General features: G+C 43.0%; 9 protein-coding genes. 7 read left to right on the top strand and 2 right to left on the bottom strand.

Features of this window, described 5'->3' with window-relative positions; translation table 11 throughout:
* The first annotated feature begins 77 nt into the window (after positions 1-77).
* Positions 78-5105 (top strand): WD40 domain-containing protein, encoded by a 5028-nt coding sequence (locus VE944_RS28235; protein WP_324985200.1) that lies wholly within the window; start codon positions 78-80, stop codon positions 5103-5105.
* A gap of 164 nt (positions 5106-5269) precedes the next feature.
* On the opposite strand, the gene VE944_RS28230 is transcribed toward VE944_RS28235, so the two are convergent.
* The gene (locus VE944_RS28230) at positions 5270-5617 is read right to left on the bottom strand and encodes a hypothetical protein (protein ID WP_324985198.1); all 348 of its coding nucleotides are present in this window, start codon (positions 5615-5617) and stop codon (positions 5270-5272) included.
* Positions 5618-6247: 630 nt separating this feature from the next.
* Here VE944_RS28230 and psbO point away from each other — a divergent pair.
* The 6 genes from psbO (at position 6248) to VE944_RS28200 (ending at position 15895) form a co-directional block, all read left to right on the top strand.
* A complete protein-coding gene (gene psbO, locus VE944_RS28225; protein WP_324985195.1) occupies positions 6248-7081 on the top strand; it encodes a photosystem II manganese-stabilizing polypeptide in 834 nt (277 codons plus the stop codon).
* Between the two features lie 774 nt (positions 7082-7855).
* On the top strand, positions 7856-8632 hold the full coding sequence (locus tag VE944_RS28220) for an RNA polymerase sigma factor SigF (protein ID WP_324985192.1): 777 nt from the start codon (positions 7856-7858) through the stop codon (positions 8630-8632).
* 167 nt (positions 8633-8799) lie between these two features.
* Positions 8800-9648, top strand: coding sequence for a hypothetical protein (locus tag VE944_RS28215; protein WP_324985189.1), 849 nt, complete (start codon positions 8800-8802; stop codon positions 9646-9648).
* A gap of 2 nt (positions 9649-9650) precedes the next feature.
* Positions 9651-9902, top strand: coding sequence for a hypothetical protein (locus tag VE944_RS28210; protein ID WP_324985186.1), 252 nt, complete (start codon positions 9651-9653; stop codon positions 9900-9902).
* A 433-nt stretch (positions 9903-10335) separates the two neighbouring features.
* The gene (locus tag VE944_RS28205; protein WP_324985183.1) at positions 10336-14889 is read left to right on the top strand and encodes an ATP-binding protein; all 4554 of its coding nucleotides are present in this window, start codon (positions 10336-10338) and stop codon (positions 14887-14889) included.
* Positions 14890-14992: 103 nt separating this feature from the next.
* On the top strand, positions 14993-15895 hold the full coding sequence (locus tag VE944_RS28200; protein ID WP_324985180.1) for an ABC transporter ATP-binding protein: 903 nt from the start codon (positions 14993-14995) through the stop codon (positions 15893-15895).
* Positions 15896-15897: 2 nt separating this feature from the next.
* Here the strand turns inward: VE944_RS28200 and VE944_RS28195 are convergent.
* A partial coding sequence (locus VE944_RS28195) for a tetratricopeptide repeat protein (protein ID WP_324985177.1) occupies positions 15898-16504 on the bottom strand: 607 nt, incomplete at its 5' end.

Below are 16504 nucleotides of genomic sequence, written 5' to 3'. Positions count from 1 at the left end.
TAGTCCTTTGTCCTTTGCCATTGGGCTAATAACTAATGGCCAATTTCCCATTCCCCAGTCCCCATGTTCAATAACATATGACTACTGATAAGCAGCTACACATCTACACAAAAGAAAATCAGCATACTTTGCAAAGACTAATTAGAGCGATCGCACTTTCTGAAGATCAATTTGCCCTAATTTTAGTTCGGTGTAACTATAGGCAATTACGTGAGCAAATGTTAGAAAATATTCGCTCTATTAGCAAAGACATCTATCTCAGAGAAATCGTTCTGAATCCATCAACTACTTCTTTACATAATACAATAATCTCAGAACTATCTTTAGATAATCCTGCTGTCCTGACAGATTCTTTGCCATCAGCTGTAATGGTTTTTGGTATTGAGTCAACTACCGACCTAGAAAACTTACTTACAGGCATCAACCAAGCACGAGATATCTATGCCGCGACTTTTCCATTTCCAGTGGTGTTGTGGCTACAAGATGATGTAGCATCGTTGCTTTCAAGATTAGCACCTGATTTTAAAAGCTGGGCTGCAACCACGATTAAATTTGAAATGGCAAAAGCAGATTTAATTGCTTTGATCCAACAAGAGACAGAATCTCTATTTGCCAAAGTTTTAGAAGCAGGTGCCGAAACATTTTTATCTAACGCCTCCCTAGATTTAGATCCTAAGTCTCAACACCGCCACGAAATAGAATCAGCCCGTAATGATTTGCTGCGCTTGTATGGCGTTCAATTAACACCAGGATTAGAAGCTAGTTTAGAATTTGTTTTAGGGCGAGATAAATACGCCAACGATCAAATTAATGGTGCTTTAGGCAATTATCAAAGAAGCCTAGCATTGTGGCAGCAAGAAACGAGGAGAATAACAGAGTGGGAAAGTAATTCTTCTTTACCCCCCTCATCTTTACTCAAGCAAGCAATAGTAATATTTCATCTGGGGCTGTGTTATCACCGAATGGCGGACTTACATCAAAATAGTAACAGTAGTTATTGCGAACATGCTCTGTTGTGGTTTAAACAATGCCTAGAAATATTGGAGGAGGTGCAAAGAGAAGACTTAGTTGCTAAATTTATTTTGCCTGCTTGTGAAATGCTGCAACGTTTACAAGCCTGGGATGACTTAAAAGAATTAGCTCAAAAATCATTACATCTACATAAAACCTATGGAAGTCCTGCACAAGTTGCTCAAGATTATGGCTTTTTGGCAAATGTGGCAGTTTCTGAGTCGAATTGGATACTGGCTCATGAATTAGCGAATACAGCACTTTCTATCTCCGAAGAAGTAACACAAGCTTCTCTGCAAGATGCTTTGCGAAGACGACGACAAGAAAGTTGGTATCTTCTCTTGCTAGCACGTACACAGAGGCATCTCGGTGAGCCAGAGGAGGCTATCAATAATCTGGAATGGGCGAGGGTAGTTTGTGAGCTACAACATCAGCCATCTCTTTATTTAGAGATTTTAGAGGAGCTGCGATCGCTTTACTTTTTTGAGCGTCATGACTATACAGAAGCCTTTAAGCTCAAGCAAGAAAAAATACAAATAGAACATCAGTATGGCTTTCGTGCCTTCATTGGGGCAAGTCAATTGCAGCCGCAACATTCTAAAATTAACCCAGCACTAGAACCTCAAAAAATACCGTTTATTCCTGAGGGAGTTGCCCAAGAAATATCTGCTTCTGGACGGCAGCAAGATGTCAATCGTTTGATTGAAAGAATTAGTCGTGCAGACTACAAGCTTACAGTAATTTATGGCCCATCAGGTGTAGGTAAAAGTTCAACTCTCAAAGCTGGTTTAGTCCCAGCACTCAAAGGTAAACTTATCGGTGAACGCATTCCTATACCTATTGTTTTGTCTGTTTACACTGATTGGCTCACAGTCTTGATAAGCAGTCTAAATCAAGTGCTGGCATCCACAGGAATATCGGTTAATCTTGACTCTACACCCACTATACTCCTAGAAAAAATTCGGTTAGCAACCGAGCGCAATTATACAATAATTATTATCTTAGACCAGTTTGAAGAATTTTTCTTTATTAGTAATCTCCCCACTGAAAGAATAGAATTTTACCAATTTTTTAGTGAATGTTTAAATATTTCATTTGTCAAAATTATTCTGTCATTAAGAGAAGATTATCTACATCATTTATTAGAATTTGAACGGTTAAGCCAAAAAAATAGTATTGGTCTATATGATTTAGGCGTAATTAATAAAAACATTCTCGATAAGGATATTCGCTACTATCTAGGAAAATTCTCTAGCCAGGATGCTAAAGCCATAATTCATAGTCTTACTCAGCGTTCACATTCTGAACTAAGTGATGAATTAATTAACCGATTAGTCCAGGATTTAACAGGAGAACTAGACGAAGTACATCCAATTGAATTACAAATAGTTGGCGCTCAACTACAAATAGAAAACATCACCACACTCGGACAATATAAACTTTGCGGTGGCTCGGCAAAATTGGTAGAACGCTGGCTTGGAGAGGTTATTAAAGATTGTGGTCAGGAGAATGAAGAATTAACTTGGAAACTATTATTTGAGTTAACTGATGAAAAAGGCACGCGACCGTTAAAAACTAAAGCTGATTTAGCGGCTGCATTAGTTAATAATCAAGATATAGATACAATATCAAGCTTTGACACAGTTGGGGAACTGATTTTAGAAATATTGGTGGGTTCAGGTTTGGTGTTGCGAGTTAGAGAAGAGTTAGGCGATCGCTACCAGCTAGTTCACGATTATTTAGTTGAACCAATTCGCCAAAAGAATAATTATGGTATGCTCGCGGAATTAGAAAAAATTAAACTTGAAAAAACCAAAGCTGAAGTCGCCCAACAACTTAGTCAAAAGCAACTCAATTTGGTATTACAACGGCGACTGCGGGAAGCACGAATAGCAGGCGCAGTGCTGGCAATTATGGGGGGAACAATAGCAGCATTATGGTGGCAAGCCGACTTGCAAAAAAGAGCAGCAGTCCGCCAAACTTTACGAGCTGAACGCAGTGAAAGCAACTTAAACATTAGTGCGATCGCTGCTGCAAGCGAAGCTCTGTTTGCCTCTAATAAAGAATTTGATGCTTTATTAGAAAGTTTGCGGGCTTGGAGAGGACTTAAACAGGCAGATGTAGTGCAGCCAGATACCCGAATGCGGGTGGTGACAGCCTTGCAACAGGCAGTTTATGGGGTAACAGAGGTTAACCGCCTGGAAGGGCACACTGATGTTGTCTGGGGACTAGCTTTCAGTCCAGATGGTCAGTTACTAGCATCAGGCAGCCTAGATAAAACTGTGAAACTTTGGCGTCCTGACGGTACCTTACTCCAAACCCTTAAAGGTCACACTGATGCTGTCAACTGTGTAAGTTTTAGCCCTGATGGTCAAACCCTAGCCTCCGCCAGCCTTGATAAAACAGTGCAAATATGGCACAAAAACTCGGTTACAGGTGGATTTGACTCCAAACCATATAAAACCCTAAATGTACATGGAGATTGGGTTTATAGCGTTAATTTTAGTCCTGATGGTGAATTTTTAGCTACTGGTAGTAAGGATAAAACCGTAAAACTCTGGCGTAAAGACGGTAGCTTAGTAAAAATACTGAGAGGACATCAAGGGTCAGTTAATTGGGTAAACTTCAGTCCTGATAGTCAATTCATCGCCTCATCCAGCGACGACAAAACAGTGAAAATCTGGCGACGCGACGGTAGCCTTGTTACAACTTTGCAAGGACATCAGAAAAGTGTAACTGTAGCTGTTTTCAGCCCAGACGGTAAATTCTTGGCGTCAACAGGTCGAGATAAGACAGTGAAACTTTGGCGGCGGGAAAGTAACAGCACTAAAGACGGCTTTGACTTTCGCCTTTACAAAACTTTACGGCACCATGACAAGGCTGTGTGGAGTTTGAGTTTTAGTTCCGATAGTAAAAAATTAGCTTCCGCAGGTGAAGACAAAACCATAAACCTCTGGAGTACCAATGGTACTTTACTCAAAACCTTCAAAGGACACAGCGATTATGTTGTCAGTTTAGCTTTTAGTCCAAATAACAAATTGCTGGCCTCAGGAAGTTACGACAAAAGTGTGAAACTATGGAGTTTAGATGCCCCAACACCGTCTATTCTTCAAGGGCATCGGAAGCGAGTTTTAAGCGTTGCTTGGAATCCCAACGGTCAGATGCTAGCTTCTGGTAGTCGCGATCGCACTGTAAAACTTTGGCAACGATACACCAGTAGTGGCGAGGTCAAAACCCGACTTTATAAAACTTTAGTGGGGCATACGAATCAAGTTACTAGTGTCAGTTTTGACCCCAAAGGTGAAATTGTGGCCTCAGGAAGTTTTGACAAAACAGTGAAACTTTGGCGGCTTGACGGTACTTTAATCATGACTCTCCACGGGCATAGTGATAGTGTGATGAGCGTGAATTTCAGTCCTGATGGTCAGTTTTTGGCATCAGCTAGCAAAGATAAAACAGTGAAACTTTGGAACCGTGAGGGCAAGTTGCTCAAAACCTTAGTGGGGCATCAGGATTCGGTAAATAGCGTCAACTTTAGCCATGATAGTCAGGTTTTAGCCTCTGCCAGTGATGACCAAACTGTTAAACTTTGGCAACGAGATGGTACATTGTTAAAAACTTTCTCGCCCCTTGACAGCTGGGTGACAGGTGTCAGCTTTAGTCCCACTGACGAGTTACTGGCTTCTGCTAGTTGGGATAACACTGTGAAACTGTGGCGACGGGATGGGACGTTGTTAAAAACCTTATTAAAGGGGTACAGTGATAGCGTCAATGCCGTTACTTTCAGTCCCAATGGCGAATTGCTGGCCGCCGCCAGTTGGGACAGTACAGTGAAACTCTGGAGCCGTGATGGCAAATTAATTAAAAGTCTCAATGGGCATCGCGCTGGGGTATTTAGTGTCAGTTTTAGCCCAGATGGTCAAACACTAGCATCAGCGAGTGATGACAACACGATAATCTTGTGGAATTTAAATCTTGACGACCTACTTGTTCGTGGTTGCGACTGGGTGGGCAATTACCTCAAACACAACCCCAATCTAGAGGAGCGCGATCGCCTTCTTTGTGATGCTATAACTAGTAAAAACCTTTTTTAATTATGAGTTTGAATTACTTTAGCGTTAACGATAGTAAAGAACAAGCGTCTCTAAGAGCATCATTACGAATTAGCTTGAAGCCTCAATAACAACCGCTCTTAGTTTAGCGGTTGATGAGGCGATCAGAGTTATTAATTCACAGCTAGAAATTTATTTTAAGATCATCAGCCGCATGGGCGATCGCTCTCCAAAACTTCATGATTATTTTCTGCGGGAGCCTCTTGTGGCAAATTTGCTAAAAAGGCTTGTAGTCTCATACGCTCAATATAAGGCCAGCCTCCCTCAGACTCAATATCTTTCAGTAGTGAGTAGAGTTGCCGACGGTTAACGGGCAAACTCTCTTGAAAAACACCGTCTCGAATTTCTCGGTGTAAATGCTCCAATTGCCTAAGCATTGCCAAAAGAGCTACACTATCGCCTTGACAATCTTGAACTGCATCATCCACCACAGTTGCGATCGCTTGCAGTTTACAGGACAACTCTCCTGATTCAAGACTTTTATTATTGTTCATGCCATCCTTTCCGTATAAATGAGGTCAACTCAAATTTACCGGAGATTTTTAATTTTCCCTAGTTAGCTAATAGTTCCTCTAGAAATGAACCTTCTGTAAGCTTCTAAATGAGTTTTTTCTGGAATCTCCCTTTCCCCCTGCCCCCTGCCTCTTCGTTGAGTTAGGGGTGAGTATAACTAGATTTGTATCTTTATCAAAAGCAATTGCGATCGCCCATCAAAGAGCGTAGTAACCTTTACCATAGCCTCCACGCCAGCTAGATGCGATCAAAATGAGACTTTCTTGAATTTTGAGTACTTTGATTTTGAGTTAAAAAAAATCGTATGATCTGGCTGATTTACCCATCAAACAATGGGCTGTATGTAGTGGCGTCACATACATGATACAAAAAGACTTAGGCTACGCCGCTTTTGCTATATGCAAGAGCAAAGTGCAAAGCAGTGACACGTTTAAGTACGTTTAGCAGAGAAAAGTTTGAGTGGCGACTGCCAACCTATACGCCCGGACACTTGTTTCAACTCAAGAATTCAGAGCAATGCAGTGTCCGATAAAGGATGGCTTCTCGTCAAACATCAAAGCTTCGATGCAGTTTTACAACTTAGATATTAATTTTTGAGATTGAGGTTGACCATGAGGTATCGCGCTTTAATTGTTGCATTCTTGGCTTTGTGCCTGGGGCTAATAACTGCTTGTAGTGATGCTCCTGCTACTAGTAGTAGAGATGTACTCACTTACGATCAAATTCGCGGCACTGGCTTGGCGAATAAATGCCCCCAACTAGCAGAAACAAGCCGTGGCTCCATTCCCATTGATTCTAGCCAGTCTTATGCCATCAAAGAACTTTGCTTAGAACCAACTAGCTTCTTCATCAAAGAAGAACCTGCTAATAAACGCCAACAAGCAGAATTTGTTGCTGGCAAACTGTTGACCAGATACACTTCCACCATTGACCAGGTGCAAGGCAACCTAAAAATCAACCCAGATAATAGCCTGACCTTTGTGGAAACTGATGGTCTTGACTTCCAAGCTATCACTGTGCAACTTCCTGGTGGTGAGCGAGTACCTTTCCTCTTCACCATCAAAGACTTGGTTGCTCAAACCCAACCCAGTTTGAGCAGCATTAACACCTCTACGGACTTTGAAGGCACTTTCAAAGTTCCTTCCTATCGTGGTGCTGCTTTCCTAGATCCAAAGGGTCGTGGTGTCGTTAGTGGCTACGATAATGCTGTGGCTCTCCCCGCCCAAGCGGATGATGAAGAACTTACCCGCACTAACGTCAAGCGTGCTGAAAATCTTAATGGCAAGATTTCATTGCAAATCGCTAAAATCGATAGCTCTAGTGGTGAAATTGCTGGTACTTTCGAGAGCGAACAGCCATCTGATACTGATTTAGGTGCTGGCGAACCTAAAGAAGTTAAGATTCGCGGTCTATTTTTTGCACGGGTTGAACCTACTCGTGGCTAAACTCTCTAGAGTTAGGTAACTGACTGGCATTCAGAACTACAATTCTGTAAGCATCAGGTTTCATAACAAAAGTTAACTTTTTTGCCCCCATTTTCAGGGCTGTTTCATTCCTATAAAAGCATTACAGCAACGAAAAGAGACAAAGGTTCAAGGGGAGACAAGAAAAAAATTCTTCCTTCCCTTGTTCCAGCTTTTCAAGAGGCTTTTAAAGAATGAAACAGCCCTGCCTTTTTTTAGGCGTTTTTCACAAAGAGGGGAAAACTTTAAATACAACAAAGGGCGAGATGCCTTTTGTTGTATCTTTTTGAGTAAATTTACGTATTCTTTTCTGCAAATTATTAGTAATTTTTAATTATTGGATGAATTTTAGTTTAATGAACACGTAATTTTACTGTAAATCAAACTTTTGCTTATTCAACAAAATTGCGGCTACTGTTGTTTTGTTTATAGAAATTAGCTTCAGCATTAATTAATTAAAGTTAAGTACAATCTCGGTTTTAGATTTGGTAACTAATTTTATATTTTAGTTCTATGTAGTCCTAGAAACAGCTACAGATCATACCGATTTTGCTTATTTAAACTTTGCTCGATTGTGAAGCAAGTCTATGGAATTTTCTTTAGAAAAACGTTGTTATCTACCAGAGAATTTGCTAAGGCATATAGCACGACATTATCTTTGATATCGTGCGATCGCCTACGGCGGACGGGTATGCCATCGCAGCTGAGTTTAAAAGTGAGAAATTAATTGTTGATTTATTTAATGAACAAGGTGCTATGCCTACCACAACAACCAATGAACTGAAACATGAAATTTGGCAGTTGTTGCGAGAATATCAGCAATCTCCGTCAGGAAATATTCGCAATAAGCTGGTAAAACTCAATATTGGACTTGTGAGAAAAGAAGCTCACTACTGGACGAATCAATGTCATGAAACCTACGATGATTTGCTCCAAGTTGGATCTTTGGGTTTAATCAGGGCGATTGAAAAATTTGAACTTTCCAAGGGACATGCCTTTAGTTCCTATGCACTTCCCTATATTCGGGGTGAAATTCAACACTATCTCCGAGATAAAGGTGTCACCGTGCGAATTCCTCGCAAGTGGTTAGCACTGCAACAGCAAGCAATAGGAGTGTCACGTTCTTGGCGTGAAAAGCATAATCGCCAACCAACAGACTCGGAATTAGCAACAGCACTGGAAATTTCTCCAAACGAATGGCAAGAAATTAAATTAGCATGGATAAATCGCGCTCCCTTGAGTCTCGATGTGCCAATCCAAGATGGAGAAGAAGGCTCTACCTGTTTGGGAGAATTAGTTCCAGATCCTAATTATCGCAGCTTTCAACTAGTACAAGAAGACCAATTTCGCTTGCAACAAGCATTGGTACAGCTAGAACAACGCACCCGTGATGTGTTGGAATGTGTGTTTTTACAGGATTTAACACAAAAACAAGTTGCAGAACATCTGGGAATTAGTGTAGTAACAGTTTCCCGTAGAGTTAAGAAAGGTCTGGATTTGATGAAAGAGCTTATGGGTGTGGCAGAAGATTGACTGCAATATAAACACCAAGCCGCAGTTATGCTGAGTAAGCAGTGCTAAAAATAACCCTTAAAATTTAAAAAGTTAGGTTATAAAGAGAACATACTTTGCCTATGATACAAATTTTAGGCATGTTGATTTCCACTTTCCAATTTTCCAATGGCTTTTGAGAACAGCTCATGGGCAGAAATTTAAAAATTACAATTGCAGCTATTTTAACTTTGGCGATCGCTGGATGTGCTTCTGAAGATACACCACAAGCGATCAACCCTGTGCCGATTCCCAAAATAGCAGCAAAGTCGCCAGCAACAGATCAATCCTTTAAGAATCCAGTGATACCTGCCAAACAGGTTTCACAAGTTACTTCTGCGTCTGCTAATTTGATTCAATCCACTAATGCTACAGAGCGGATACCCCTAGTTCAGCTATCAAATCGAAGTGACCCGTTTGCACAACTTTTCGGGCAACCGGTTCTCGGAATGCCTAAAACATCTGTAAGACCTGTTCCCGTGGTGCCTAAGCTACCTACTCCATCGATAGCAGTCCGAAAACTTCCAACACGCAGCATAGCTTTAAATCAGAAAAAAAATAACATTGCTTCTATACCAAAAAAAGTTAATCCTACTTTGACTTCAGTCTTGCCTAAGGTTTTACCTCAAGTTGTCCCCAACCCCGCTTTAGTATCTGTATTGCCACCGCCAGCACAACCTGAGTTAGCAAAGGCAGTTGTTGTGACTGGTGTAGTTCTAATTAGTAAGGAACCACAGGCAATTATCAAAGTACCCGATGAGCCGACGAGTCGCTATGTGCAGGCGGGACAGCGATTAGCAAATGGCGTACTGGTTAAACGGATTGAAATGAATCAGGGCTACAACCCGATCGTGATTCTGGAACAATATGGCATTGAAGTTGCCAAAATGGTAGGGGAAGGGGCTGTCAATCCAACGCCGTCAGCTGCATCTGGTAGCGGCAATCCTGTTTCAGTGACAACGCCCCCCTCAAATCCTGTTAATGTTGGAGCTTCATAAAGATGGAGACTAAGGAAAAAATTGAATTCGCTGGTTTGCCTTTAGCTGTCTATAGAGAGATAGCAGCTCATTTACATCAAGTCGAAGGGGTAGAAGTGGAGTTAATTCCCCAGTCATCCCAAGAGTTTGATTACAATCAAAGTCAAATTGGTGGCTTGTGTATCTCATGGACAGCAAATTCTGGTTCAGAAAGTCGGCAACGAGTTAACCAAATTTTGGCTTACTATCAAAATCGCTATATGAATCCTATTTGATTTGTGAAAATTCAAACCTTAGATTCCCGATTTTTCCAAGAAGTCGGGAATTTTGTTGTTCACGAATGACTAAGTAGAGCTATAGTGTATGACGACTTCATACTAATTCTTTGTGAAACTGCACAAATAATTAGTAAGACAACTTGCTCTGAGCAAATTATTCGGGAGCAACCTCACAGATAATCGGTTTCAGTTAATATCAAAAAAGGTAGGAGGGAAGTCTCTCCCATAAAGGGAAGAGGTATGAAAGGGGCATATCTTTTCTCGTACTACACATCTTGCAAAGAATGTTTTTAATTTTTTGCCCACAATTCGGCTTGGTTTGTACCTTCTTCTTCCTCCTGCCTCCTGCCCTCTGCCTGTCTTCTCATCAAATTCTCGAATTTAGCTGAAAACTTGCGTACTCAAAAACTAGCAATCAGGACTAGCAGCGATGGCATCTGAAGGAGAAGGTCTAGCTGTTAACAGTGTTTTTATTGAAGGTGGCGAAATTGGCAGCTTGATGCGATCGCTCGATTGGTCGCAGACTGCTTTAGGTTCTGTGGCTGATTGGCCCCAGAGCTTACGGAGTGCCATTAGCATCTTGCTGGCTTCTAAAGCTCAGATTTGCCTCTTCTGGGGTTCGGAATTAATCACGATTTATAACGATGCCTATCGCCCTGCCCTTGCCTCAAAACATCCGTGGGCGCTTGGTCGCCCTGGCCATGAAGTGTGGAGCGAAGTCTGGAATGTTGTAGAACCTTCACTCAAGGGAGTTGTGGCGACAGGAGTTGCATTTTGGGCGCAAGATCATTTATTTTTCCTGAATCGACACGGTTACATTGAGGAAACTTACTTCGATGCCTCCTACAACCCCGTGCGAGATGAAAGCGGGAAAGTTGGCGGAGTCTTTTGCATTGTTAGTGAAACAACAGGACGAGTGCTGGGCGATCGCCGCTTACAAACTCTGAGCTTACTAAGTAGGGAAACGGCTCAAGCAAAGACAGTAGAAGCGGCTTGTCTCTCTGCAATTCAAGCCTTAGCAACTAATTCTCATGATATCCCTTTTGCCATGCTGTATCAGGTGGAGGCAGATGGCAGCAGTGCAAAGCTGGTTGGAACTACTCCAATCGAGGAAACAGGAACAATTCTATCGAGAGTGAATTTAATTCAACACAGCGATGCATGGAAACTCGTACAAGTTTATCATACCGGGGAAGCAGCAATCGTTGATGATTTGACAACTCGGTTTGGAGCTTTGCCCACAGGAGCTTGGGACAAGCCCCCGTCTGCTGCTTGGGTCGTGCCGCTAATCCCAGCTGGACAACAACAAATCGTTGGATTGCTGGTATTGGGTATCAATCCCCACAGGGCTTTTGAGGAGGATTACCGAAAGTTCTTCGATTTGCTAGTAGGTAACATGACGATCGCGATCGCTAATGCGCGTGCTTATGAAGAAGAACGCAAGCGACTGGAGGCATTAGCAGAACTGGATCGAGCCAAAACGACCTTCTTCAACAACATCAGCCACGAATTTCGCACTCCCTTAACGCTGATGCTGTCGCCACTCAAAGAGACGTTAAGTCAATTAGACGGAATTATTCCCCCTAAAGCGCAAGCGCAATTAGAGATGGTGCAGCGCAATGGCACACGGTTGCTTAAACTAGTCAATACACTGTTAGATTTCTCGCGCATTGAAGCCGGACGCACCATAGCTAGCTATGAGCCAATGGATTTAGCCGCGTACACCGCAGAACTGGCAAGTATTTTTCGGTCTGCTGCTGACTCGGCAGGACTGCAATTAATTGTGGATTGTCCTCCCCTAGCAGAACCCGTTTACGTAGACCGCGAAATGTGGGAGAAGATTGTATTAAATCTGCTCTCCAATGCATTGAAGTTTACCTTTGTTGGAGAGATTGCAGTTTCTTTGCGCCCGGTTGGCATGATGGTATCACTGATAGTGCGCGATACTGGTACTGGGATTCCGGCAGATGAGGTTCCCCGGTTATTTGAGCGGTTTTATCGAGTTAAAGGTGTTAAAGGTCGCACCTTTGAGGGTACGGGCATTGGGTTGTCGTTAGTGCAAGAATTAGTCCAGATGCATGGTGGGACAATCACCGTTGACAGCACCTTCGGTCAAGGCAGTACATTTACTGTTCAATTGCCAACTGGAACGGCTCACTTACCCCTAGATTGCATTAATGCTAGTCAAAGCAGTGTTTCTACTGCTTCTGGCGCAATGTCTTATGTTGAGGAAGCTTTAGGGTGGCTCCCAAAAGAAACTCTTGGAGAAGAAGAATTATCCCCTATTTCTTCTGCCCGGATTCTATTGGTGGATGACAACACCGACATGCGGAATTATTTGCGACGGATTCTTAGCGAGTACTACAAAGTGGACGTGGCAATTGATGGTGAAACCGCTTTAGCTGCGGCATACAACGATCCGCCTGATTTAATCCTCAGCGATGTCATGATGCCAGGAATGGATGGCATTGAGTTGCTGCGGCACTTACGGGCTGATTTAAGAACGCGCGAAATTCCCATTCTGCTACTGTCTGCCCGGGCTGGAGAAGAATCGGCAGTGGAAGGATTGGAATCTGGGGCAGATGATTATTTGGTGAAGCCATTCAGCCGGCGGGAATTACTGGCACGGGTTGCCGCCAATTTAGAGTTAGGACGAGTGCGCCTTGCTTCCAGTCAGGAACGTTTTCGTTTTCTGGCTGAATCCATTCCCCAAATGGTCTGGACGGCTGATGCAATTGGTTGGGTAGATTATTGCAGCCTTCGCTGCCTTGACTACAGTGGGTTGACGCTAGAGCAAATCCAGGGGTTCGGTTGGCAGAATCTCATTCATCCAGAGGAGCGAGAACACACTATCTCGGTGTGGACTCAAGCAGCTCAAACGGGCACAAGCTACGAGGTTGAACATCGCTTGAAACAGGCAGATGGAACCTATCGTTGGCATCTCACCCGTGCTTTACCAATGCTGAATGAAAATAGTCAAATTATTCGCTGGTATGGCACCTGCACAGATATCAGTGAGCGAAAACTTGCAGAATCAGCCTTACGCCGATCTGAGGAACGCTATCGAACGCTATTTGAGTCTATTGACGAAGGATTTTGCGTGATCGAAATGCTGTTTGATGAAAACGACACGCCGAACGATTACCGTTTTTTAGAAATCAATCCGTCCTTTGAGAAACAAAGCGGACTCAAAGACGTACAAGGCAAAAGGATGCGCGAGTTAGCTCCGAATCATGAAAAGCATTGGTTTGAAATTTATGGTAAAGTCGCCATAATGGGCGAACCCATCCGCTTTGAGAATCGCGCTGTTGCCCTACAACGTTGGTTCGACGTTTATGCATTCCGCATTGGGCAGCCGCAGCAGCGACAAGTTGCCATTCTTTTCAAGGATATCAGCGATCGCAAACTTGCCGAAGTCGCCCTGCAAGAAAGTGAAGAGTTAAAGCAACGAATTTTGGACAGCAGTCATGATTGCATCAAAGTTTTAACGTTAGATGGGCGGGTACTTTACTTAAATAAAGGCGGGCTGCATCTTCTAGAAATTGATGATCCTGCCTCCTTTCTTAACGCCGAGTGGATTAGTTTTTGGCAAGGCGAAGACCGAGAAAAGGCCAAAGCGGCGATCGCTACAGCCAAAATAGGTAATGTTGGTCAATTTCAAGGCTACTGTCCCACAGCCAAGGGCAAGCCGAAGTGGTGGGATGTAATTGTTACTTCCGTCCGAAATGCATCAGGAATTATTGCACAACTCTTAGTCGTCTCACGCGATATTACAAAGCAAAAGCAAGCAGAAGCAGAACGCGAACAACTGTTTTTGCGTGAGCAAGCTGCGCGTGAACAAGCTCAGACAGCGAATCGAATTAAAGATGAGTTTTTGGCTGTGCTATCACATGAATTGCGATCGCCCCTCAATCCTATTTTGGGTTGGTCTAGGTTACTTCGCAATGGAACATTAGATCCCGCAAAAACGGCTATTGCTTTGGAAACAATCGAGCGCAATGCCAAACTCCAAGCACAATTAATTGAAGATTTGTTAGATGTCTCTCGCATCTTGTCTGGCAAACTCAATTTACAAATGGCTCCTGTTAACTTGGTATCGACCATTGAAGCGGCTATTGAAACCGTGCGTTTAGCAGCAGAAGCGAAGTCAATTGAAATTCAGAGAGTATTTGACCCAAATATTGGGCAGATTTTGGGAGATTATGCTCGTTTACAGCAAGTATTTTGGAATTTGCTTACTAACGCTGTAAAATTTAGTTCCATTGGTGGACGGGTCGAAATTCGGTTAGAGTGCCGAGACTCGCAAGCTCAAATTACTGTTAGCGACACGGGTAAAGGTATTAATCCAGACTTTTTACCCTACGTGTTTGAATCTTTTCGTCAGGCGGATGCAACAACAACTAGGAAGTTTGGCGGGCTAGGGTTAGGGCTGGCGATAGTCCGTCATCTAGTTGAACTGCATGGAGGTACTGTTCAAGTAGACAGTGCTGGAGAAGGACAGGGAGCCATTTTTAATGTCAGGTTTCCCTTGATGAAAGCACAAGGTTATAGTCAGAAAGCTGAAGAGGACTCCTCATTATTGACTTTTAACACCTCACCTCTGATAGGAATACGGTTACTAATAGTTGATGATGATGAAGATATCCGTGATTTTTTGGGCTTTGTCCTTGAACAGGCGGGAGCAGAGGTTTGTATTGTGACATCGGCAATAGAAGCATTGCAAGCGGTAGAGCAATCACCACCAGATATTTTGTTGAGTGACATTGGAATGCCAGAGATGGATGGCTATATGCTGATTCGACAAATTCGAGCCATGCCACCCGAACAAGGTGGGAAAATTTTGGCTTTAGCTCTCTCGGCTTACGCTGGAGAAGTTAATCGCCAACAAGCTCTAGCCGCCGGATTTCAGCAGCACGTTGCCAAGCCTATAGACCCAGACAGATTAATTGCAGTCATTCTAGATATAATCGCCAAGAGAAATTAAATTTCAAGATAAGTGTGTAGATGCTTCTGCGGCTTTCCGCAGGGAGGGACGGCTTGCAATCCTCAATTGGGGATTTTAAATTTTTAATTGGAGCAAAGTAACTATGACGGCTGCTGTATTTTTAGAAAATGTCTACAAGTTTTACAATAATGTACCTGTAGTAAATGACTTATCATTCCAAATTGAAGCGGGGGAAATATTTGCTCTACTCGGCCCGAACGGTGCGGGTAAATCAACCACAATTCGGATGCTGACTACACTAACAAAACCCTCCCAAGGACGGATAGAAGTAGGTGGATATGATGTGATGAGCCAAGCAATGTTGGCAAAACAGAGTATTGGCGTAGTCTTGCAGCAAGTAAGTGTAGATAACGATTTAAGTGTTTGGGAAAATATGGAACTGCATGGCAGGCTACATCACATTAGCAACCCACAAAGACAAAAACTAATTAATCAATGGCTAGAGTATGTTGAGTTGGCAGAAAAACGTAATGATTTGGTAAAAACCCTGTCTGGGGGTATGAAACGACGATTGCAGATTGCCAGAGCTTTATTGCATCAACCGCAAATTCTGTTTTTGGATGAACCAACGGTAGGACTAGACCCCCAAACTAGGCGACGGCTTTGGGAAATTATTCGGGATTTGAATAAGCAGGGAATGACAATGCTACTAACGACTCATTATATGGATGAGGTCGAATTTTTGTGCGATGCTTTTGGTTCTACCAAGCCAGGACGTATCGGTATTATGGATAGCGGTAAGCTGATTTCTTTAGGAACTTTACAACAACTGCGTTCTGCTCACGGTGAAGGTTTGGTGATGAAACAATTAGGTGTATCTGAAGTGGGAAGTGATGGTGCTGGTAGTTGGGAATATCTGTTTTTCCCATCCTTAGAAGCAGCAAATATCTACTTGAATGAACAGCCCGATAAAACCGGAATGATGGTGCGTCCCTCTAATCTGGAAGATATTTTTGTGGAATTAACGGGACGCCAGTTAGATTAACCTCATCCTCCTAATTGTCGCAGCATGGCTCCTACCCTATTAACACCATCTGAGTCATTGCGCCGCTTGTATAAGTCACGGGCTTTCTGAAGCAAGCTGTTTGCTTGTTTGGTTTGTCGGCGTTGTTTATACATCGAACCCATTAACTCATAAGTCTGGGCGTTGTTCTTATCCAATTCGATTGCTTGTTGGTATGCCCAGCTAGCAGCAGTATAGTCTCCCATGCGAGATTGCGTCACAGCCAATCCTAAATAGGCATTAACGTTGTTACGGTTCAGCTGTATGGCCCGACGGTAGCCTTCCTTTGCCCCACGCGTGTCGCCTAAATTCGCTTTGATGTAACCCACCGCGTAATAAAAATCACTATTGTTAGGGTTGATGGCGATCGCACGACGATAAGCTGTTAATGCCGCCTGGTAATTTCCCTGTTGTGCGTATAAATAGCCAATACCTGAATGAATTTTAGCATTTTTGGGATCTAGCCTAGCTGCTCGCTGATAAACTGCGATCGCACCACCATAATCGCCCGTATCCACTAACCTCCGTCCTTCTTCTAGTAGTTGCTTTAACTCTGGGTTTTTGCTTTGCGCCACTAATACCTGAGCCTGA

Origin of the sequence: Nostoc sp. (genome assembly GCF_035638895.1) — a bacterium.
GTDB lineage: Bacteria > Cyanobacteriota > Cyanobacteriia > Cyanobacteriales > Nostocaceae > Nostoc.
Note: the sequence above shows the minus strand (reverse complement) of the source record. Positions and strands in the feature narration are given on the sequence as shown.

Bases quoted from the DNA above. Each gene is read 5' to 3' on its own strand.
- VE944_RS28235 (WP_324985200.1), top strand. From the start codon at position 78: ATGACTACTGATAAGCAGCTACACATCTACACAAAAGAAAATCAGCAT.
- VE944_RS28230 (WP_324985198.1), bottom strand. From the start codon at position 5,617: ATGAACAATAATAAAAGTCTTGAATCAGGAGAGTTGTCCTGTAAACTG.
- psbO (WP_324985195.1), top strand. From the start codon at position 6,248: ATGAGGTATCGCGCTTTAATTGTTGCATTCTTGGCTTTGTGCCTGGGG.
- VE944_RS28220 (WP_324985192.1), top strand. From the start codon at position 7,856: ATGCCTACCACAACAACCAATGAACTGAAACATGAAATTTGGCAGTTG.
- VE944_RS28215 (WP_324985189.1), top strand. From the start codon at position 8,800: ATGGGCAGAAATTTAAAAATTACAATTGCAGCTATTTTAACTTTGGCG.
- VE944_RS28210 (WP_324985186.1), top strand. From the start codon at position 9,651: ATGGAGACTAAGGAAAAAATTGAATTCGCTGGTTTGCCTTTAGCTGTC.
- VE944_RS28205 (WP_324985183.1), top strand. From the start codon at position 10,336: ATGGCATCTGAAGGAGAAGGTCTAGCTGTTAACAGTGTTTTTATTGAA.
- VE944_RS28200 (WP_324985180.1), top strand. From the start codon at position 14,993: ATGACGGCTGCTGTATTTTTAGAAAATGTCTACAAGTTTTACAATAAT.